19 protein-coding genes are annotated in these 19484 nt (G+C 71.5%); 4 read left to right on the top strand and 15 right to left on the bottom strand.

The features are described from left to right. Positions 1-15: 15 nt before the first annotated feature. The 4 genes from mnmA to AC3EU2_RS02045 form a co-directional block, all read right to left on the bottom strand. The gene (mnmA, locus tag AC3EU2_RS02030) at positions 16-1188 is read right to left on the bottom strand and encodes a tRNA 2-thiouridine(34) synthase MnmA (RefSeq protein ID WP_488178080.1); all 1173 of its coding nucleotides are present in this window, start codon (positions 1186-1188) and stop codon (positions 16-18) included. Further along, positions 1188-2372: a cysteine desulfurase family protein gene (locus tag AC3EU2_RS02035; RefSeq protein ID WP_488178081.1), complete on the bottom strand. Its 1185-nt coding sequence runs from the start codon at positions 2370-2372 to the stop codon at positions 1188-1190. The genes mnmA and AC3EU2_RS02035 overlap by 1 nt, the downstream gene beginning before the upstream one ends. Positions 2373-2485: 113 nt before the next feature. Further along, positions 2486-3442 (bottom strand): electron transfer flavoprotein subunit alpha/FixB family protein, encoded by a 957-nt coding sequence (locus tag AC3EU2_RS02040; protein ID WP_488178082.1) that lies wholly within the window; start codon positions 3440-3442, stop codon positions 2486-2488. Positions 3443-3454: 12 nt separating this feature from the next. Next, positions 3455-4246, bottom strand: a complete 792-nt coding sequence (locus tag AC3EU2_RS02045; RefSeq protein WP_488178083.1) for an electron transfer flavoprotein subunit beta/FixA family protein — start codon at positions 4244-4246, stop codon at positions 3455-3457. Between the two features lie 205 nt (positions 4247-4451). On the opposite strand from AC3EU2_RS02045, the gene AC3EU2_RS02050 reads away from it, so the two are divergent. Further along, on the top strand, positions 4452-5054 hold the full coding sequence (locus AC3EU2_RS02050; protein ID WP_488178084.1) for an HAD family hydrolase: 603 nt from the start codon (positions 4452-4454) through the stop codon (positions 5052-5054). A 29-nt stretch (positions 5055-5083) separates the two neighbouring features. Here AC3EU2_RS02050 and AC3EU2_RS02055 read toward each other — a convergent pair whose 3' ends face one another. After that, the gene (locus AC3EU2_RS02055; RefSeq protein ID WP_488178085.1) at positions 5084-5887 is read right to left on the bottom strand and encodes an enoyl-CoA hydratase/isomerase family protein; all 804 of its coding nucleotides are present in this window, start codon (positions 5885-5887) and stop codon (positions 5084-5086) included. After that, the gene (locus AC3EU2_RS02060; RefSeq protein ID WP_488178086.1) at positions 5887-6417 is read right to left on the bottom strand and encodes a T3SS (YopN, CesT) and YbjN peptide-binding chaperone 1; all 531 of its coding nucleotides are present in this window, start codon (positions 6415-6417) and stop codon (positions 5887-5889) included. The genes AC3EU2_RS02055 and AC3EU2_RS02060 overlap by 1 nt, the downstream gene beginning before the upstream one ends. An 87-nt stretch (positions 6418-6504) precedes the next feature. Here AC3EU2_RS02060 and glgX point away from each other — a divergent pair, with 87 nt between their 5' ends. Both glgX and AC3EU2_RS02070 read left to right on the top strand, forming a co-directional pair. Beyond that, on the top strand, positions 6505-8670 hold the full coding sequence (glgX, locus tag AC3EU2_RS02065; RefSeq protein WP_488178087.1) for a glycogen debranching protein GlgX: 2166 nt from the start codon (positions 6505-6507) through the stop codon (positions 8668-8670). Between the two features lie 30 nt (positions 8671-8700). Then, positions 8701-9072 carry a TraR/DksA family transcriptional regulator gene (locus AC3EU2_RS02070; RefSeq protein ID WP_488178088.1) on the top strand — a complete coding sequence of 124 codons (372 nt, stop codon included), beginning with the start codon at positions 8701-8703 and terminating at the stop codon, positions 9070-9072. Positions 9073-9370: 298 nt separating this feature from the next. On the opposite strand, the gene AC3EU2_RS02075 is transcribed toward AC3EU2_RS02070, so the two are convergent. The 9 genes from AC3EU2_RS02075 to glgP all read right to left on the bottom strand — a co-directional run bounded on the left by AC3EU2_RS02075 (position 9371) and on the right by glgP (position 17326). Next, the gene (locus tag AC3EU2_RS02075) at positions 9371-9526 is read right to left on the bottom strand and encodes a hypothetical protein (RefSeq protein ID WP_488178089.1); all 156 of its coding nucleotides are present in this window, start codon (positions 9524-9526) and stop codon (positions 9371-9373) included. Positions 9527-9588: 62 nt separating this feature from the next. Further along, positions 9589-10068 (bottom strand): pilus assembly protein TadG-related protein, encoded by a 480-nt coding sequence (locus AC3EU2_RS02080; protein ID WP_488178090.1) that lies wholly within the window; start codon positions 10066-10068, stop codon positions 9589-9591. Beyond that, on the bottom strand, positions 10065-10517 hold the full coding sequence (locus AC3EU2_RS02085) for a TadE/TadG family type IV pilus assembly protein (RefSeq protein WP_488178091.1): 453 nt from the start codon (positions 10515-10517) through the stop codon (positions 10065-10067). The genes AC3EU2_RS02080 and AC3EU2_RS02085 overlap by 4 nt, the downstream gene beginning before the upstream one ends. Further along, complete coding sequence (locus AC3EU2_RS02090; RefSeq protein ID WP_488178092.1) at positions 10514-10903, bottom strand: TadE family protein; 390 nt, start codon at positions 10901-10903, stop codon at positions 10514-10516. Before AC3EU2_RS02090 ends, AC3EU2_RS02085 begins: the two co-directional genes overlap by 4 nt. 1 nt (position 10904) lies before the next feature. Continuing rightward, positions 10905-11114 carry a hypothetical protein gene (locus AC3EU2_RS02095; RefSeq protein ID WP_488178093.1) on the bottom strand — a complete coding sequence of 70 codons (210 nt, stop codon included), beginning with the start codon at positions 11112-11114 and terminating at the stop codon, positions 10905-10907. Positions 11115-11136: 22 nt separating this feature from the next. Next, a complete protein-coding gene (locus tag AC3EU2_RS02100; RefSeq protein WP_488178094.1) occupies positions 11137-12069 on the bottom strand; it encodes a type II secretion system F family protein in 933 nt (310 codons plus the stop codon). Further along, the gene (locus tag AC3EU2_RS02105) at positions 12066-12935 is read right to left on the bottom strand and encodes a type II secretion system F family protein (RefSeq protein ID WP_488178095.1); all 870 of its coding nucleotides are present in this window, start codon (positions 12933-12935) and stop codon (positions 12066-12068) included. The genes AC3EU2_RS02100 and AC3EU2_RS02105 overlap by 4 nt, the downstream gene beginning before the upstream one ends. Then, the gene (locus AC3EU2_RS02110; RefSeq protein ID WP_488178096.1) at positions 12932-14161 is read right to left on the bottom strand and encodes a TadA family conjugal transfer-associated ATPase; all 1230 of its coding nucleotides are present in this window, start codon (positions 14159-14161) and stop codon (positions 12932-12934) included. The genes AC3EU2_RS02105 and AC3EU2_RS02110 overlap by 4 nt, the downstream gene beginning before the upstream one ends. 579 nt (positions 14162-14740) lie before the next feature. Beyond that, positions 14741-17326, bottom strand: a complete 2586-nt coding sequence (glgP, locus tag AC3EU2_RS02115; RefSeq protein ID WP_488178097.1) for an alpha-glucan family phosphorylase — start codon at positions 17324-17326, stop codon at positions 14741-14743. A gap of 110 nt (positions 17327-17436) precedes the next feature. On the opposite strand from glgP, the gene AC3EU2_RS02120 reads away from it, so the two are divergent. Then, a complete protein-coding gene (locus AC3EU2_RS02120) occupies positions 17437-19482 on the top strand; it encodes an alpha-1,4-glucan--maltose-1-phosphate maltosyltransferase (protein WP_488178098.1) in 2046 nt (681 codons plus the stop codon). Positions 19483-19484: the final 2 nt, after the last annotated feature.

The following is a 19484-nucleotide window of genomic DNA, read 5'->3' on the forward strand; positions in this document are numbered from 1 at the left end:
GCGGGACCCTCCACCTCATCCGAACGTAATTGAATGCTCAACTGTTCCGGGACCCGCACCCACGGTGTCCCCCCGGCCCTGTCGCCCCGATCGGTCGGTCGACGCGATGGTCGCCGACCCGACGACCCTGGTTCCGTCGTAGAGGACGACCGACTGGCCGGGCGCGACCCCCCGGACGCGCTCGTCGAGCCGGACGTGCACGACCTCCGCGAGGTCCTCGTCGACGCGGACCACCGCGGCGTACTCCTCACCGTGCGCCCGCACCTGCGCCCCCAGCCGGACCTCGCCGGTCGGCGCCGGGCCGCACCACCGGGCGTGGTCGGCCCGGATGACGTCGACCCCGAGGAGGTCCTGGGTGCCGATGAGGACGCGGTTGGTCGGGGCGTCGACGCCGACGACGTAGCGGGGGTCGCCGTCGAGCGCCGAGCGGTCGAGCCCGAGGCCGCGTCGCTGCCCGACCGTGAACCCGTAGGCCCCCGCGTGCGCGCCCACGACCTCGCCGCTCGCGACGTCGACGAGGTCGCCGGGCTGCTCCCCGAGCCGGGAGGCCAGCCACCCGCGGGTGTCGCCGTCGGGGATGAAGCAGATGTCGTAGGAGTCCGGCTTCTTCGCCACGGAGAACCCGCGCGCGGCCGCCTCCTCGCGGATCTGCGGCTTGGCGGTGTCGCCGAGCGGGAAGAACGCCCGCGCCATCTGGTCGGCGCCGAGCACCCCGAGCACGTACGACTGGTCCTTGGCCGGGTCGACCGCCCGGTGCAGCTCGCGCGCCACGGTCCCGTCGGCACCGACCCGCTCGACGACCTGCGCGTAGTGCCCCGTCGCCACCGCGTCGAAGCCGAGGGCGACGGCGCGGTCGAGCAGGGCGGCGAACTTGATCGACTCGTTGCAGCGCAGGCACGGGTTGGGTGTGCGGCCGGCGGAGTACTCCGCGACGAAGTCGTCCATGACGTCGCGCTGAAACCGCTCGGCCATGTCCCAGACGTAGAACGGGATGCCGAGCCGGTCGGCGACCCGGCGCGCGTCGCCCGCGTCCTCGATCGTGCAGCACCCGCGCGCGGACTCCCTCAGGGTCGCGGCGCTGCGCGACAGGGCGAGGTGGACGCCGACGACCTCGTGCCCGGCGTCGAGCATCCGCGCGGCCGCCACGGCCGAGTCCACTCCCCCGCTCATCGCGGCGACGACGCGCATCAGGCGGCCCCGCTCGCTCGTCGGGCGCGCTCGACGACCGCCGGCAGGGCGGCGAGGAACGCGTCGACATCCGCATCGGTGGACGTGTGGCCGAACGAGAGCCGCAGCGCACCGCGCGCCTCCGCCTCGGCGTAGCCCATGGCGAGCAGCACGTGGCTCGGCTGAGGGACCCCGGCCTGGCAGGCGGAGCCCGTCGAGCACTCGACCCCGGCGGCGTCGAGCAGGTAGAGCAGCGAGTCGCCCTCGCACCCGGGGACGAGCAGGTGGGCGTTGCCGGGCAGCCGGTCGAGCAGCTCGCCCTCGGTCCAGCAGCCGCTCACCGTGACGCCGAGGTCGAGCTCGAGCGCGCCGGCGATGAGCCGGTCGCGCAGGCCGGTGAGCCGGGCCGCGGAGACCTCCTGCTGCGCGACGGCCTCCGTGAGCGCCACCGCGAACGCGCGTATGCCGGCCGCGTCCAGGGTGCCCGACCGCACCTGCCGCTCCTGCCCACCGCCGTGGACGAGGGGGACCATCCGGGCGTCGCGCCGGGCGAGGAGGGCGCCGACCCCGACGGGGCCGCCGACCTTGTGGGCCGAGACGGTCATGAGGTCCGCGCCGCTGGCCGCGAAGTCGACGGGCAGCTGGCCGACCGCCTGCACGGCGTCGGTGTGGAACGGCACGCCGGCCTCCCGGGCGGCGGCGGCGAGATCGGCGACCGGCTGGACGGTCCCCACCTCGTTGTTGGCCCACATGACGCTCGCCAGCGCCGGCGCGGCCCCAGAGCCGGGGGCGAGCGCGGCGCGCAGGTCGTCGACCGCGATGTGCCCGCACCGGTCCGGCTCGAGCCAGGTGACCTCGGCGCCCCCGCGCTTGACGAGGTGCTGGACCGGGTCGAGGACCGCGTGGTGCTCGATGCCGCTGACGACGATGCGGAGCGCGTCCGCGGAGTGGCGGCGGGCGGCATACGTGCCCTTGATCGCGAGGTTGTCGGCCTCGGTGCCGCCCGAGGTGAAGACGACCTCCGAGGGTCGCGCGCCGAGAGCGCCGGCGATCTCCTCGCGGGACTCCTCGACGACGGCCCGGGCGGCCCGCCCGGAGGTGTGCAGCGACGACGGGTTCCCGCCGCGCTCGGACTGCTCGAGCCACGCGTCGCGCGCCGACGCCCGCATGGGGGTCGTCGCGGCATGGTCCAGGTACGCGCTCACCCGCGAATTCTACGTTCGCCCGGGCTGTTGCTTCCCCTGGGCGAACCACGAGGGTCCGGAGGCTTATCGAAGCCTCCGGACCCTTGCGTTTCCCTCCGCTCGGAGGGGCCTGCTCAGCCCTTGGCCTTCTTGACGGCCTCGGTCGCCTGCGGCAGGACGGTGAAGAGGTCACCGACGACACCGAAGTCGACGAGCTCGAAGATCGGGGCCTCCTCGTCCTTGTTGATCGCGACGATCGTCTTGGACGTCTGCATGCCGGCGCGGTGCTGGATCGCCCCGGAGATGCCGGCGGCGACGTAGAGCTGCGGCGAGACCTGCTTGCCGGTCTGGCCGACCTGGTTGCTGTGCGGGTACCAGCCGGCGTCGACGGCGGCGCGGCTCGCGCCCACGGCCGCACCGAGGCTGTCGGCGAACTCCTCGACGGGGCCGAAGTCGCCACCGGTGCCACGGCCGCCGGAGACGACGATCGCGGCCTCGGTCAGCTCCGGGCGACCGGTCGCCGCCTTCGGCTTGGACTCGACGACCTTGACCGCCTTGGCGGCGTCGGAGAGGGTCAGCTCGACCTTCTCGATGGTGCCGGCCGCGGGCGAGCCCTCGATCGGGGCGGAGTTGGGCTTGACGGCGACGATGGCCGTGCCCTGGGTGATGGTGGAGGTGACGGAGTACGAGCCGGCGAAGACCGACTGCGTCGTCTCGACTCCCTCGCCACCGGCGCGGACGTCGACGGCGTCGGTGATGAGGCCCGACTCGGCGCGAATGGCGAGCCGGGCGGCGATCTCCTTGCCGGCGGTGTTGCTCGGGATGAGCACCGCGACGGGAGAGGTCTTCTCGACGAGCGACGCGAGGATCTCGGCCTGCGGGGCGACGAGGTACTCGAGGGCGTCGGGGGCGTCGTAGACGTAGACCTTGGCGGCGCCGTACTTGGCGAGGGTGACCTGCGCGGTCTCGGCGCCGGGGCCGATGTGCACCGCGGAGGGCTCGCCGAGGCGACGGGCCAGGGTCAGCAGCTCGGCGGTCGACTTGCGGACCTTGCCGCCGGCGTGGTCGACGAGGACGAGAACTTCAGCCATGGGTGATTCTCCTCAGAGGAACTTCTGGGCGGACAGGAACTCGGCGAGCTTGGTGCCACCGTCGCCCTCGTCGGTGACGAGCTGGCCCTGCTCACGCGGCGGGCGCTTGGTGAAGGAGGTGACCCTGGTCCAGGCGGCGTCCAGCCCGACCTGTCCGGCGTCGATCCCGAGGTCCGCGAGGGTCCACGTCTCGACCGGCTTCTTCTTCGCGGCCATGATCCCCTTGAACGAGGGGTAGCGCGGCTCGTTGATCTGGTCGGTGACCGAGACCAGCGCCGGGAGCGCCGACTCGATGGTCTCGGACGCGACGTCACCGTCACGACGGATCCGCACCGACTGCCCGTCGATGGTCAGCTCGGAGGCGTAGGTGACCTGCGGGAGGCCGAGGCGCTCGGCGACCATCGCGGGCACGACGCCCATGACGCCGTCGGTCGAGGACATGCCGGTGATGACGAGGTCCGGGGCGCTGCCTCCGGAGGCCTTCTTGATCGCCTCGGCGAGCACCAGCGACGTGGCCGGCGCGTCGGAGCCGTGGATGGCTTCGTCACTGACGTGGACGGCCTTGTCGGCACCCATCTGCAGCGCCTTCTTGAGCGCGTCGACGGCCCGCTCCGGACCGACGGTGAGGACGGTGACCTCGCCCTCGCCGGCCTCGGCGAGCTTGAGTGCCTCCTCGACGGCGTACTCGTCGAGCTCGGACAGGAGCCCCTCGACGCCGGCGCGGTCGGTGGTGCTGTCGGCCTCGTTGAAGGAACGGTCGGACTGTGCGTCAGGCACGTACTTGACGCAGACGACGATGTTCATGCGTGCCTCGTCCTCATCTCTCGGGGATGGATCCAGTGGGTCTCACGACTGCACCCGAGCGTATGCCGGGTGCCTGCGCTCCGGAGAATCCTGCGGGCGTGACGGTGGGCACAGAAACAGCCCTGACGCCCAGCCACACACCGATCCCCCAGTGAGAGAGCATCGAGGGGACACCCGAGCACCCGAGGTGAGGAGATCGGCCGCTGTGATCAAGGTCCTGCTGCTCGACCTCGACGGGGTGCTGCGCCTCTGGGACTCGTCCCACACCGCGACGGTCGAGACGACCTACGGCCTGCCTCCCGGGGTGCTGACGCGGGCCGCCTACGACCCGGACCGCTTCGTCCCCGCACTGACCGGGGCGGTCGACGACCGGACGTGGCGGGACTCCGTGGTCGCGGCCCTCGCGGTCGAGCACGGCGACGTGGCGCGGGAGGCGGTGACCGAGTGGATGCTCCCCGCGGGTCGCGTCGACCCCGAGGTCCTCGAGGTGGTGCGACGGGCCCGCACGATGGCCCGCGTCATCCTGCTCACCAACGCCACGAGCCGGCTGCACGAGGACCTCGAGCAGCTCGGCCTCGTCGACGAGGTGGACGGGGTCGTGAGCAGCACCGACCTCGGCCTGGCCAAGCCCGACCCGGACGCGTTCAGCCGGGCAGCGCTGCGCCACCACCTCATGTTCAGCGAGATCGCCTACGTCGACGCCTCCCGCCAGAACATCGCGACCGCCGAGATCCTCGGGATCACCTCGCACCTCTACGAGGACGTCGAGGGCCTGAGCACGTTCCTCGACGAGGTCCTCACGGGCTGACCCGGAGGCCCGGTCGCCCGGGCCTCCGGTCAGGCTCCCTCGAACGTCGCCTTGCCGGGACCGTTCTCGACGAAGGAGCGCATCCCGGTCTCGCGGTCCTTGGTGGCGAACAGCGACGTGAAGAGCATCCGCTCGATCTCGAGCCCGCTCTGGAGGTCGACCTCGAGACCCGCGTCGATGGCCTCCTTGGCCGCGCGGACCGCGTAGGCCGGCCCACCGGCATACCGCTTCATCATCCGCTTCGCGGCGGCGAGCACCGGGTCGGCGCCGTCGTGCGACCCGTCCTCGACGTCGACCACCTCGTCGACGAGACCGATCGCGAGCGCCTCGTCGGCGTCGACGAAGCGGCCCGTGAAGATGATGTCCTTGGCCCTGGCCGGACCGACGAGACGGGCCAGGCGCTGCGTGCCGCCGGCCCCCGGGATGATGCCGAGGAGGATCTCCGGCTGGCCCAGCCTGGCGCCGCGCGCGGCGATCCGGAAGTCGCAGGCGAGGGCGACCTCGCACCCGCCGCCGAGGGCGTAACCGGTGACGGCCGCGACGGTCGGCTTGGGGATGCGGGCCAGCGCGCGGGTGAAGTCCTGGAGCAGGTTCGAGTGGTCGGCCATGTCGGTGTACGTCATGTCGGCCATCTGCTTGATGTCGGCGCCGGCCGCGAAGACCTTGGCCCCGCCGTAGACGATGACCGCGGAGACGTCCTTGCGCTCGGCGGCCTCCTTCGAGGCGGCGATGAGACCGTGCTGCATCTCGGCGTCGAGCGCGTTCATCGGCGGGCGGTCGAGGTGGATGACGCCGATCCCGTCCTCGACCTCCAGCCGCACGACCTGGGACATCAGCTGCCCTGGCCCGGGGTGGAGCCGTTCGCCTCGGGGCCGGCCTCGTCCTCCGGCTGGCCGGACTGGCCGGACTGGCCCTGGCCCTGGCCGGGCTCGAGGCCGAGGGCGCGCTCGTGCCACAGCTGCACGGCGGAGAGGATGATCGAGGTGCTCACCTGGACGAGCGTCGCGACCTCGGCGCCGGGGACGACGAGGTGCTCGCTCGTGACGACGAGGGTGTTGTTGGCGACCCCCGTCTTGACGCAGTTGAGCGAGAGGTTGACCTCGTTGCACGTGGCCGAGACCTTCGCGGTGTCGCTGGCGACCTCGTCGGGGAGGGTCCACTGGCCGAAGATGCGCATGACGGGGAGCTCGCCCTCGGTGACGCGCACGAAGATCGTCTGCTCGTTGGCCTGGTAGGCCACGTCGCCGTCGGTGTCGAGGTTGGGCTGGGCGCCCATGTCGACGAGGACGTCGAGGACGCGACCGCGCAGGGGGTGCTCGTCTGCGGGCGGCGGGAAGCTGGGGAGGGAGGTGGGATCACTCATGCCACCACCTTGTCATGCGAGCGATCCGACGCGCGCGGGAGCCGGTCACCGCGCGCCCCCGCGCGCACGCGTCAATAGGCTGCGCCCATGTCGCCGTCGACCTCCGCCACCACCGCACCCTCGCTGCGGGTCGCGCCGGACCTTCCACCCCCGCCCGGCGTCACCGTCCTCGACGGCGGGATCGAGGTCTGCGTCTACGCCGGCCACGCCGACTCGGTCGAGCTCTGCCTGTTCGACGAGGGTGACGACGCCGGGACGACGGAGCGTCGCGTGCCCCTGCTCGACCACGCCTTCGGGTGGTGGTTCGGCTTCGTCCCCGACGTGGGTGTCGGCCAGCGCTACGGCTTCCGTGTCGGCGGCGCCTGGGACCCGCATCAGGGCCTGCGACACAACCCCGCGCAGCTGCTCATGGACCCCTACGCCAAGGCCATCGAGGGCGAGGTCCGGTGGGGACCCAACGTCTACGGGCACGTCGTGGACGAGCACGGCTGGCGCGGTGACGGCTCCGCGCCGTCCGACTCCGACTCCGCCGCCGACATGCCGCGATCGGTCGTCGTCGACGACTCCTTCGACTGGGGCGACGACGCTCCCCCGGCCGTGACGCGCAGCGAGTCGGTGATCTACGAGACCCACGTCCGCAACCTCACCCGGCAGCTCCCGGGCGTGCCCGAGGAGCTGCGCGGAACGTATGCCGGCATGGCCCATCCCGCGACCCTCGCCCACCTCACCGGGCTCGGCGTCTCCGCCGTCGAGCTGCTCCCCGTGCACTCGTTCGCCTCCGAGCCGGCGCTCGTGCGGAAGGGCCTGACCAACCACTGGGGCTACAACACGCTCGGCTTCTTCGCCCCGCACGCCGGCTACGCCGCCGCCGACGACCCGCAGGGCGCCGTTGACGAGTTCAAGGGCATGGTCAAGCTCCTCCACGCCGCCGGCCTCGAGGTCATCCTCGACGTCGTCTACAACCACACCGCCGAGCAGGACGTCACCGGCGCCACCCTGTCGTTCCGGGGCCTGGACAACCGGGCCTACTACCGGCTCGACGAGCGCGGCCGCGACATCGACGTCACCGGCACGGGGAACACGCTCGACCTGCGCCACCCGGTGATGTCCCGGCTCGCCCTGGACTCGCTGCGCTACTGGGTGCAGGAGTGCCACGTCGACGGCTTCCGCTTCGACCTCGCGGTCGCCCTCGGGCGCGGTCGCACCGACGAGTTCGACCCCGACCACCCGTTCCTCGTCGGGCTGCGCACCGACCCGCTCCTCTCGCGCACCAAGCTCATCGTCGAGCCGTGGGACGTCGGGATGCACGGCTGGCGCACCGGCCAGTTCCCGCCGCCGTTCTCGGAGTGGAACGACCGGTTCCGCGACTCGGTGCGCGACTTCTGGCTCGGTGACCACCGGGCGTCGACGCCGGGGCAGGTCCCGCACGGAGTGCAGGACCTGGCCACCCGGCTTGCGGGCTCGCGCGACCTCTTCGGCACTCGGGACCGGGGGCCGACGGCGTCCGTGAACTTCATCGCTGCGCACGACGGGTTCACGCTCGCCGACCTCACGGCATACGACTCCAAGCACAACGAGCGCAACGGCGAGGACAACCGCGACGGGTCGGACGGCAACCGCTCGTGGAACCACGGGGTCGAGGGACCGACCGACGACGAGCAGGTGCTGGCGCTGCGGCGGCGCTCGATGCGCAACCTCCTCGGCACGCTGCTGCTCTCGTCGGGCATCCCGATGATCAACGCCGGCGACGAGCTGGGGCGCAGCCAGGGCGGCAACAACAACCCCTACAACCAGGACAACGAGACGACGTGGTTCGACTGGGACCTCGAGCCGTGGCAGGAGGACCTGCTCGCGACGACGCGGCACCTCATCGGGATCCGGCGCGAGCACCCCGCCCTGCGGCAGCGCACCTGGGCCGAGGGGCGCGAGGTGCACGAGGACGGCTCGATCGACCTGGCTTGGTTCGGCGCCAACGGGCTCCCCATGGACGACTGGTCATCGCCCGAGAACCGTTCGCTCCAGATGCTCGTCAACGGCGCCTGGCTCGGACACGAGTCCGTGCTCGTCGTGCTCCACGGCGACCTGTACGAACGTCAGGTGCGCCTGCCGGCGGCACCCGGGCTGTCGGCCTACCGGCTGCTCTGGGACAGCGTGTGGGAGCGACCGCAGCACGGTGAGACCGTCCTCGCCGGTGAGGACGTCACCATGGCCCCGCTCAGCCTGCGCACGTATGCCGTGACCGACCCGACCTGAGTCCGCGCGGATCCTGCTTGACTTGAGCCCATGTCGTCATCCACTGCTCCGGACGACGCCGGGGCGCGCCTCGACGAGGAGCGGACCGCGCTGCAGGACCGGATCGCGCGGATGTCCGAGGACATGGGCGCCCTCATCGCGGCGTCGCGCGACTCCAATGCCGACGACGAGCACGACCCCGAGGGGCAGACGATCGCCTACGAGCGCTCCCAGCTCCAGGCGTTGACCGACCGGGCCCGCGAGCACCTGGCGGAGATCGACGCCGCCATCGCGAGGGTGGAGTCCGGGACGTACGGGGTGTGCGAGGTCTGCCACGAGCCGATCGGTGTGCCACGGCTCGAGGCGCGGCCCACGGCGCGCACCTGCGTCCAGCACGCGGGGCCACGTCGCGCGCGCCCCTGACACCGCGCCGGGTCACTCCAGGTTCGAGCGGCGAAGTGGGTCAAGCGAGTCACCCGAGCCTGTCCAGCAGCTTCGCAAGTGGGCTGCCTGCGGGAGGCTGTCCCCGCGAGACGGTGGCACCGGGGATCAGGGCTGACGCGATCCGTCGAGCCTGACCGTCCTCATGGAGACCGAGCTGATGCCCACACTCGGGGCAGGGGCCGTCCCTCAGCACAGCCGGGATCTTGGGCATGGTCTGGACGTAGGTCGGACACAGCGTGCAGTCGGAGCACATACGGTGGGCGGTCATCGGCTCAACCTAGCTCGCTGCTCGACCGGGCCGGACGTTGGCGACGTGGCCGTGCGAGGCGGCCGAGGCCAGGCCGGGGTGCATCGGCACGACGAACACCCTGTCGCCGAACGCACCGCTGGTCTGGACTTCGAGGTCGCCGTCGAACTTGGCGCGGCTGCTCATCACTCTCGGTGTGCGCGAGCGCGTGGTGGGGGTCAGGCCCTGCGCGATCTGCACCCCGGCGGTCACTCGAGGTTCGAGCGGGCCCGCGAGACGACGTCGATGGTGACGCCGTCGCCGAGCAGCCAGCCGACCAGCGGGACGTCGGCGACGCACGACAGGTGCACGACGGCGAGCTCGCCGTCGGGAGTGCCGGTGCCCCGTGCGAGTCCCCACCAGGTCATGCCGGAGGGCATCGGCCGACTCCCGACGTAGTCGCCGGCCACCTGCGCGACCGTGGCGTCGCTCAGCGGGACCGCCTCACCGACACCACTCTTGTATGCCGCGGCGTCCAGGGCGTTCGCGGCCGCGAGGGCTGCTCCGTCGGCGACGTCCAGGAGCTTCATCCGCGACAGGTGGACCGACGTCACCGCGACCACCCCACTGACGAGAAGGATGCAGACCATCGAGAAGACGAGGACGAGCAGGGCGACGCGCCCCTCCTCGTCGCGGCGGGAGCCGTTGCGCCACAACCGGTTTCGTGCCCTACCGGCGACGCGGATCATGGGGCGGCTCGGAACCGGTCGACCGTGGACAGGTGGCTGGCGGACAGCGGGATCTCCAGGGGTACGACGTCCCGGGCGAAGGCGGGGACGAGGGGCAGCGGCACCGTGACCCGGGCCGTGGTCTCGACCCTCGCGTCCGGGGTGAGGCAGGGCGAGGCCGCGCAAGAGATCCGCAGCGACCCCAGTCCGGCGAACCCCTGGTCCCCGAACGCGATCGCCGCCGCGGACTCGGCGCGTCCGGCGGCGTCCTCCCCGGACTCCGCCGTCACGAACGCCCGCCCGGCCTCGCGCGCGGCGGTGGTCACGGCATACGAACCGGCTTGGACGCGGCCCACGGACATGACGAGGTAGACCATCGGGACGAGCAGGAGGACGCCGAGGAACACGAACTCGACGATCGCGCTCCCCTCCTCGCGACGCGCCAGCACCCACGTCCGCGGCACGGTCACTGCCGCTCCAGGAATGCGCGGCCGGTGACGTCGAGCTGCCCGTCGGGCCCGAGCAGCCCGATCACCGGGAAGGGAGAACGCACCCGTACCTCGACCACCTGGACTCCCCCGACGACGCCGGTGCCGACGGTGACGTCGTCGGCGTAGCCGCCCGACAGCGACGCCTCGATGAGCTCGCGCGTCCGGGCGGCGCCCAGTCCGGGCTCCGCGTCGGCTCGGGCCCCCAGTCGGGCGCCCTCGCTCGCGCACGAGATGAGGGTGTTGCGGACGTGCAGGACGAGCCCGAGCTGGAAGACCGCCATGAACAGGAGCACGACGAGCCCCGAGACCATGACGTACTCCGCCACGGCCGACCCGCGCTCGCCCCCGCGGACGAGCCCGGCCACGTCAGCGGCTGACGCTGTTCATGGCGCGCTGGAACATCGCCTGCAGCTGGTCCTCGGCCACGGTCCACAGCACCGCGACGAGACCGGCGGTCATGAGGGTGATGAGGACCCACCCGGGGACGTCGCCGCGCTCCCGGCGGCGACCCGCCTCGACGAGGAGGCCCACGGCCGCGAGCTGTGCCCGGAGGAGGAAGCGATGGAGGAGATGCATGGCGGTGGCCCTTTCCGTGGTGTCACATCGTGAAGTTGAGGAACGAGAAGCCCGGGTAGACGGCGAAGAGGACGGTGACCGGGAGCACGAGGAAGACGACCGGGACCATCATCGCGATCTCCTTCCTGCCCCCGGCCTCCATGATCGAGCGGCGACCTTCCTCCCTGACGTCCTGCGCCTGGGCGCGGAGGACGTCCGCCAGCGGGGTGCCACGCTCGACGGCGATGACGATCCCGTCGACGAACCGGGTCAGGCTGATCAGCCCGGTGCGGTCGGCCAGCCCCTGGAGGGCGATGGGGAGGTTGGCCCCGGCTCTCGCGTCGGCCAGGCAGCGGCGGAGCTCGTCGGACAGGGCACCGTGCGAGAGACGGCAGACGCGTTCGAGTGCGCCCACCGCACCCTCACCGGCCCCGACCGCCAGCGCGAGCAGCTCTGCGACGGTGGGGAACTCGGCGAGCATGCGCTGCTCGCGCCTCGTGGCGCGGTGGCTGAGGAACCAGTCGGCACCGGTGACACCAGAGATCACCCCGATACCAGTGAGGAGCACGACGAGGAACGGGCTGGAGCCCCTGGTGACGGCCGAGAGGGTGCCGACGGCCAGCAGGACCAGACCGCCGCTCACGCCCCAGACGACCTGCTGCGCGCGGAAGCGGTCGACGTCCTGCGACAGGCCGGCGCGCAGCAGCCGACGGCGCACCGACGCGGCGCCACCCATGAGGCGTTCGACGTGGTCGGACAGTTCCCGGACGACGGGACCGAACAGGGTCGCGACGGGCCCGGCGCTGGGGCGGTCGCCGGCGAGCAGGCTCGACGGTCGCGGCGTGTCCGTGAGATAGGGCAGGACCCGGTCGGCCAGACCGGGTTGGCGGTGGCGGGGCAGACCGACCCACACCAGCAGGAGGCCCGCGCCGACGAGGAAGCCGAGGATGGCGCCCGACCGCACGAGGTCGGTCATCGGAGCACCCGCTCGTCCTCGGGGAGGCGTCCGATCCGGACCATGAGCCAGTAGGCGATGCCCGTGAGGACCGCCCCGGACAGCAGCACGAGGGCGCCGGTGGTCGAGGAGTACGCCTGCACGGACTCGGGCCTGCTCGACAACATGGCGAGGACGATCCACGGGGCGGCGACCGCGAGCCGAGCCGCGTTGACCGTCCACGCCTGACGGGTCTCGAGCTCCGAACGGGTGCGTGAGTCCTCCCGCAGGAACACCGACAGGGTTCGCAGCAGTCGACCGAGGTCGCTGCCGCCCACCTCGCGGGCGATCCGCAGCGACTCGATGAGGCGGTCCGCGACGGGGTCGCTGAGCCGCTCCTTGAGCCGGTCGAGACAGTCGTGGAACCGACCGGTGATGCGGTAGTCCTGGGCGAACGCGGCGAAGGCCGGACGCAGCTCCTCGGGTCCGCGGTGACCCAGCTGCGACACCGCCTCGGGCAACGACATCCCGGCCCGGACCGCCGACGTGATGTTGTCGACGGCGTCCGGCCAGAGGTCGCGCAGCCGCCCTCTCCGTCGACGGGCGCGCATCCGCACCCACGCGTAGGGACCCCACGCCGCCATCGCGGCGAAGCAGAAGCCGATCGCGGGAACGCCGACGACGGCGTGCACGACGAGGAAGACCAGGAGGAACGCCGTGAGGCAGCCGACGAGGAGCGCCCGCGGTGTGACCGACGGGTAGCCGGCCTGCACCAGGTCGTCCCGCAGGGCGCGGACGAGTGCCGGCGGCTCCTTCGGTCGGTGCGGAGCCGACTCGCGCTCCCAGAAGCTCCACCAGACGAGGAAGAGACCGGTGCCGAACATGAGGCCCGGGACCACGCCGGTCACGCCGCTCCCTGCGCCAGCAACGCCGGCAGGTCGTAGCCCGCCCGCTCGAACCGTTCGCGGTGCGGCGGGTACCCGTCCGCCCTCGCGAGCTGGCCACCACGGTGGACGAACAGGTCGGCGATCTCGACCACGTCGCCCTCGACCCGACCGGGCACGGCGGCGATCTCCCGCACCCTTCGGGTGCCGTCGCGCTCCAGCGCCTCGTGCACGACGATGTCGATCGACCCGGCGACGGTGGGCACGACGAACCGGCTACCGACGTTCTCGCCGGCGAGCAGCGGCAACGTACACATCTTGGTGATCGCCTCGCGGGCGCTGTTGGCGTGGATGGTGCACATGCCCGGCAGGCCCGAGTTGAGCGCGATGAGGAGGTCGAGACTCTCGGCCTGGCGGACCTCACCGACGATGATCCGGGACGGCCTCATCCGCAGGGCTTCCTTGACCAGCCGGCGCAGCGGCACCTCCCCCGTCCCCTCGAGCGACGGCTGGCGGCACTGCATCGAGGCGACGTCGCGCAGCGGGATCTTCAGCTCGAAGACCTCCTCGCAGGTCACGACCCGCTCCCGCGCGGGGATGGCCGCCGCCAAGCAGTTCAGCATCGTCGTCTTCCCGGCCTGCGTTCCGCCGGCGACGAGCACGTTGAGACCGGACGCGACGGCGGCCTCGAGGAACGCCGCCGCCTGCCGGGTGAGCGTCCCGAGCCGCACGAGGTCCTCGAGGTCGTCCGCCTTGACGATGAACTTGCGCACGTTGACGTGCCAGTGCTCCCTGGTGATGTCCGGGATCACCACGTGCAGGCGGGAGCCATCGGGCAGCACGGCATCGACGAAAGGACTCGAGAGATCCACCCGCCGACCGGACGACTTGAGCATGCGTTCGACCAGGTCGCGGACCTCGTCGTGGGTCAGCAGGGTCGTCGTCAGCTCGGCGACACCCCCGCGAGCGATGAACACGCGGGTCGGCTCGTTGATCCAAAGCTCCTCGACCGTGGGGTCGTCGAAGTACTGCTGCAACGGACCAAAGCCGGCGACCGTGTCCCAGACCGACTTCTCGGCCCTGGCCACGTCTTCAAGCACCGGCATGCCGCCGTGCATCGAGCGTTGGTCGTAGTCGGCCACGGCGTCACGCACGAGCCGCTGCACCGCGGTCGGCTCGCGGGCCGGGTCCAGCCCGGAACGGCGAATCAGCTCACGAACCTCGGCCTCGACCGTCCGGACCGCGTCCATGTGACCTCCTCCGTGTGACGCGCCCCGTCGCCCGCCACCGTCTCGCAGGTGCACCCGCCACCTTCATGGAAGCAGAACCCGCACTCGTACCCATCGAGTTGTCCACAGGCCCCCGAGGCCGTGATCCCGCCACGATAGCCACGGTCCGCGCCCGTGTCTCTGGGCGAAAGGCCCATCTTCGCCGCACCCCACCCCTCACCCGTCACCGCCGAGGGCAAATGCAGCCACCCGATACTCATCCGCTCGCGCCACAGGGTGCGACTGATTGCGCATTCCGGCCGAGACGCGGCGGGCTGGAAGCCCGCTGCGCGACCGGAATGCGCAATCAGTCGGTTGGGACCAGGCGCCCCCGCCGACCGGAGTGCGCAATCAGTCGGGAAGTCCGGAGCCTTGCCGCCCGGTATGCGCCATCAGTCGGGGGTCAGGCGCTGGCAACGAGGCCGAGCGAGCGGGCCCAGGACAAGCCGGGGCGCTCAGGCAGGACGCGAACCGTGCCTGAGCCGGCGCGCGGGCACAGCAGAAACCCAGTGCTCACCCGCAGACGCGCCACAGGTGCGACTGCGCCATCAGTCGGTTCGGTCAGGCGTTGGCGACGAGGCCGAGCGAGGCGGCCGAGGCCAGCCCGGGGTGCTTGGGGAGGACTCGCACCGTGTAGCCGAACGCGCCGCTGGTCTGGAGCTTGAGGTCGCCGGCGAACTTGTGGCGCCCCTGCTCGTAGGTCTCGGTGTGCTCGAGCGCGAGCGTCGTGACGTCGTGGAGGTCGTCCCCGCGGTGGTTGGTCCGACCGTGCGCGATCTGCACCTCGACGTCGTCGGGCGACAGCGCGCCGAGCGAGACGTAGGCGCCGACGTGCAGCGTCTCGCCGATCTCGGGACTGTCCCCGACACCCGAGGACTCGACGTGGTCGACGTGCACCTGGTCCCAGCCCGTGCGCACCTTCGACTTGTATGCCGCGAGCTCGCGCGCGCCGGCGAAGTCGTCGTCGCGCAGAGCCCAGCCGGACCGCGCCGCGGGGACGTAGAGGCGCTCGGTGTACTCGCGCACCATGCGGCTGGCGCGCACCTTGGGGCCGAGCGTGGTGACGGTGTGCATGACCATGGCGAGCCAGTTCTGCGGCAGGTTGTCGTCGTCGACGTCGTAGAAGCGTGGCGCGACCTGGCCCTCGATGAGGTCGTAGAGCGCGTTGGCCTCGATGTCGTCACGACGCTCGGGGTCCTCGACCCCGTCTGCGGTGGGGATGGCCCAGCCGTTGTTGCCGTCGAACCACTCGTCCCACCAGCCGTCGAGGATCGAGAGGTTGAGGGCGCCGTTGAGTGCGGCCTTCATGCCCGACGTGCCCGATGCCTCGAACGGACGCAGCGGGTTGTTGAGCCAGACGTCGCAGCCCGGGTAGAGGTGCTGGGCCATGGCGATGTCGTAGTTGGGCAGGAACGCGATCCGGTGACGGACCTCGGGGTCGTCGGCGAACTTCACCATCTGCTGGATGAGCTGCTTGCCGGTCTCGTCGGCCGGGTGGGACTTGCCGGCGATGACGATCTGGATCGGGCGCTCGGGGTCGAGCAGCAGCTTCTTGAGCCGTGCGGGGTCGCGCAGCATGAGAGTGAGTCGCTTGTAGGTCGGCACGCGACGGGCGAAACCGATCGTCAGCACGTCGGGGTCGAGGATGTCCTTGGTCCAGCCGAGCTCGGCCGGCGACGCACCGCGCTCGACCCACGAGGCGCGCACGCGGGCCCGGGCCTCGGTGACGAGCTGCTGGCGCAGCTCGCGCTTGGTGGCCCACACCACGTCTCGCGGGATGTCGGCCATGGCCTCCCAGGAGGCCCGGGTGTCGAGGTCGGTGATGTCGGTGTGCTTGCGCGCCATCTCATAGACCTTGCGGTCCACCCAGGTCGGGCCGTGGACACCGTTGGTGATGCTCGTGATCGGCACCTCGTCGGCGTCGAAGCCCGGCCACAGCCCGTCGAACATGTCGCGGCTGACGACACCGTGCAGCTTGGAGACCCCGTTGGCGCGCTGGGCGATCCGCAGACCGAGCACGGCCATGTTGAACATGGACGAGTCACCGCCCTCGTAGGTCTCCTTGCCGAGCTCGAGCAGGCTGTCGATCGGGACACCGGCGGGAGCGAGGTCGCCGCCGAAGTAGATCTCGATGAGGCGACGCTCGAAGCGGTCGATGCCGGCGGGCACGGGCGTGTGCGTCGTGAAGACGGTCGCGGCGCGCACGGCCTCGAGGGCCGCCTCGAAGGGCAGGCCCTCGCCGGTGACGAGCTCGCTGATCCGCTCGATCGCCAGGAAGCCGGCGTGGCCCTCGTTGGAGTGGTAGACGTCCGGCGTGGGGGCACCGGTGAGGCGCGACCAGAGGCGCAGCGCGCGCACGCCGCCGACACCGAGGAGCATCTCCTGCTGAAGTCGCTGCTCACCGCCGCCACCGTAGAGACGCTCGGTGACGGCGCGGGCGCCCTCGTCGTTCCCGGGGATGTCGGAGTCGAGCAGGAGGAGCGGCACGCGGCCGACCTGGGCGCGCCACACGTGGGCGCCCAGCTCACGACCGCCCGGGAGGTTGATCGTGATGACACAGGGCGTGCCGTCCTCCTCGCGCAGCAGCGAGAGGGGGAGGCCGTCGGGGTCGAGCACGGGGTAGGTCTCGGTCTGCCAGCCGTCGTGGTTGAGGCTCTGCCGGAAGTAGCCGGTCTTGTAGAACAGGCCGACGCCGACGATCGGCACGCCGATGTCCGAGGCCGCCTTGAGGTGGTCGCCGGCGAGGATGCCGAGGCCCCCGGAGTACTGCGGCAGCGCCGCGGCGATGCCGAACTCGGGGCTGAAGTAGGCGATGGCCGAGGGCGCCCCGGCCTCACCCTGCTCCTCCGTCCACTGCTGGTACCAGCGGTCCTCCCCGAGGTAGCGCTCGAAGGCCTGCTGGGCGGCGCTCACGCGCGCCACGAAGGCGTCGTCGGCGGCGAGCGCGTCGAGCTCCTCGACCGGCGTGGCGGAGAGCATCGCGACGGGGTCGGCCCCGACGGACACCCAGCGCTCGGGGTCGATGCTCTCGAAGATGTCGCGCAGGGGCGGGTGCCAGCTCCAGCGCAGGTTCATCGCGAGATCGCCGAGCGGGGCGATGCGGGCAGGGAGGACGGGGCGGACGCTGAAGCGACGGATGGCCTTCACGAGGCGCATCCTAAGGTCACGTGGCCGCCTCCGCGAAAACGTTTACCCCCCGCGAGTTCCGCGAGCCCGACAAGTCGTGCGCGAGGGCGGCTGACCGGTAGCGTCGCCCTGTGACCGCGACGCCGCTCAGCACTGCTCCCCAGTCCCCCATCGGCCGGATCCCCGTCGTCGACGTCGAGCCACTCGTCGACGGAGGTGCCCGACCCACGAAGTCCGTGGTCGGAGAGGATTTCGTCGTCACGGCGACGGTCCTGCGCGAGGGCCACGACGCCGTCGGCGCGTCCGTCGTCCTCACGGATCCCGACGGCGTCGACCACGTCGCGACGATGGCCTGCACCAACGTCGGGCTCAACATCTGGGAGGCCACGGTCCGTGCGGATCGTCCCGGCATGTGGACGTTCCGGGTCGAGGGATGGTCCGATCCGTTCGGCACGTGGGAGCACGACGCCACGATCAAGGTCCGCGCCGACGTCGACACCGACCTCATGCTCGCCGAGGGCGCGCTCTTCCTCGAGCGCGCCGCCGCGACCCCCGAGCGCACCCCCGCCGGGGCCGCGGTCCTGCTCGAGGGGGTCGCCGCCCTGCGCGACGAGACCCGACCTCCGCAGGTGCGCCTGTCGGCCATCATCCACGGACCGGTCCACGACGAGCTGCTGGGCACCCCGGTGCGCGACCTCGTGAGCGCCAGCACGGCATACCCCCTGCTCGTCGAGCGGGAGCTCGCCCTGTGCGGCGCCTGGTACGAGTTCTTCCCCCGCAGCGAGGGCGCCGTCTACGACGAGGAGACGCACACCTGGCGCTCCGGGACGCTGCGCACGGCCGCCCAGCGCCTCAAGGCCGTGGCGGGCATGGGCTTCGACGTCATCTACCTCACCCCGATCCACCCGATCGGGCAGGCCGCCAAGAAGGGCCCCAACAACACGCTCGACGCGAGCGCCGAGGACCCGGGCAGCCCGTACGCGATCGGCTCCCCAGACGGCGGCCACGACGCCATCCACCCCGACCTCGGCACCTTCGACGACTTCGACTTCTTCGTCGAGCAGGCGCGCGGGCTCGGGCTCGAGGTCGCCATGGACATCGCGCTCCAGTGCTCGCCCGACCACCCGTGGGTCACCGAGCACCCCGAGTGGTTCACGACGCGCGCCGACGGGACCATCGCGTTCGCGGAGAACCCGCCGAAGAAGTACCAGGACATCTATCCGATGAACTTCGACAACGACCCGGCCGGCGCCTACGCCGAGGTGCGCCGCATGGTGCAGGTCTGGATCGACCACGGGGTCACGCTGTTCCGGGTCGACAACCCGCACACCAAGCCGGTCGAGTTCTGGCAGTGGCTCATCCAGGACGTCTCACGCGACCACCCGGAGATCATCTGGCTGAGCGAGGCGTTCACGAAGCCGGCGATGATGCGCACCCTCGGCAAGGTCGGGTTCCAGCAGAGCTACACGTACTACGCGTGGCGCAACACCAAGCCCGAGCTGCAGGAGTACGTCGAGGAGCTGGCCACCGAGACCGCGCACTACATGCGCCCGTCGTTCTGGCCGACGACCCACGACATCCTCACGCCCTACATGCAGTTCGGCGGCCCGGCGGCGTGGAAGCTCCGCGCCGCGCTGGCCGGGACGCTCGTCCCCACGTACGGCATCTACGCCGGCTACGAGCTCATGGAGCACGTCGCCCGACCGGGCGCCGAGGAGCAGATCGACAACGAGAAGTACCAGTACCGGAACCGCCGCTGGGAGGACTTCGAGCCCGGGGGCTCACGCGAGGGCCAGTCCCTCGCCTGGTACCTGCGGCGGCTCAACGAGATCCGCCGCGCCCACCCCGCCCTGCAGTGGCTGCGCAACGTGACCTTCCACCACGTCGACGACGAGAACATCATGACGTTCAGCAAGCGCCGGGTGGTGCCCGCCGACGCGCGCACCGGCACCCCGGCCCACGAGGACGTCGTCATCGTCATCGCCAACCTCGACCCGCACAGCACCCGCTGGAGCCGCGTCGTCTTCGACATGCCCGCCCTCGGGCTGCACCCCGACGAGGGGTTCCGCGCGCACGACCTCATCACCGACCAGTGGTGGGACTTCCTGCGCGAGAGCATGGTCCATCTGGGTCCCGACCACGAGCCGGTCCACATCATCGAGCTGAAGAGGTACTGAGA

This window comes from Knoellia sp. B-D-2, from assembly GCF_057714695.1.

Excerpts from the sequence above, each read along its gene's own strand:
- mnmA (WP_488178080.1), bottom strand. The coding sequence starts at position 1,188 with ATGCGCGTCGTCGCCGCGATGAGCGGGGGAGTGGACTCGGCCGTGGCG.
- AC3EU2_RS02095 (WP_488178093.1), bottom strand. The coding sequence starts at position 11,114 with ATGCATCTCCTCCATCGCTTCCTCCTCCGGGCACAGCTCGCGGCCGTG.
- AC3EU2_RS02075 (WP_488178089.1), bottom strand. The coding sequence starts at position 9,526 with ATGAGCAGCCGCGCCAAGTTCGACGGCGACCTCGAAGTCCAGACCAGC.
- AC3EU2_RS02100 (WP_488178094.1), bottom strand. The coding sequence starts at position 12,069 with ATGACCGACCTCGTGCGGTCGGGCGCCATCCTCGGCTTCCTCGTCGGC.
- glgX (WP_488178087.1), top strand. The coding sequence starts at position 6,505 with ATGTCGCCGTCGACCTCCGCCACCACCGCACCCTCGCTGCGGGTCGCG.
- AC3EU2_RS02110 (WP_488178096.1), bottom strand. The coding sequence starts at position 14,161 with ATGGACGCGGTCCGGACGGTCGAGGCCGAGGTTCGTGAGCTGATTCGC.
- AC3EU2_RS02080 (WP_488178090.1), bottom strand. The coding sequence starts at position 10,068 with ATGATCCGCGTCGCCGGTAGGGCACGAAACCGGTTGTGGCGCAACGGC.
- AC3EU2_RS02070 (WP_488178088.1), top strand. The coding sequence starts at position 8,701 with ATGTCGTCATCCACTGCTCCGGACGACGCCGGGGCGCGCCTCGACGAG.
- AC3EU2_RS02060 (WP_488178086.1), bottom strand. The coding sequence starts at position 6,417 with ATGAGTGATCCCACCTCCCTCCCCAGCTTCCCGCCGCCCGCAGACGAG.
- AC3EU2_RS02055 (WP_488178085.1), bottom strand. The coding sequence starts at position 5,887 with ATGTCCCAGGTCGTGCGGCTGGAGGTCGAGGACGGGATCGGCGTCATC.
- AC3EU2_RS02040 (WP_488178082.1), bottom strand. The coding sequence starts at position 3,442 with ATGGCTGAAGTTCTCGTCCTCGTCGACCACGCCGGCGGCAAGGTCCGC.
- AC3EU2_RS02045 (WP_488178083.1), bottom strand. The coding sequence starts at position 4,246 with ATGAACATCGTCGTCTGCGTCAAGTACGTGCCTGACGCACAGTCCGAC.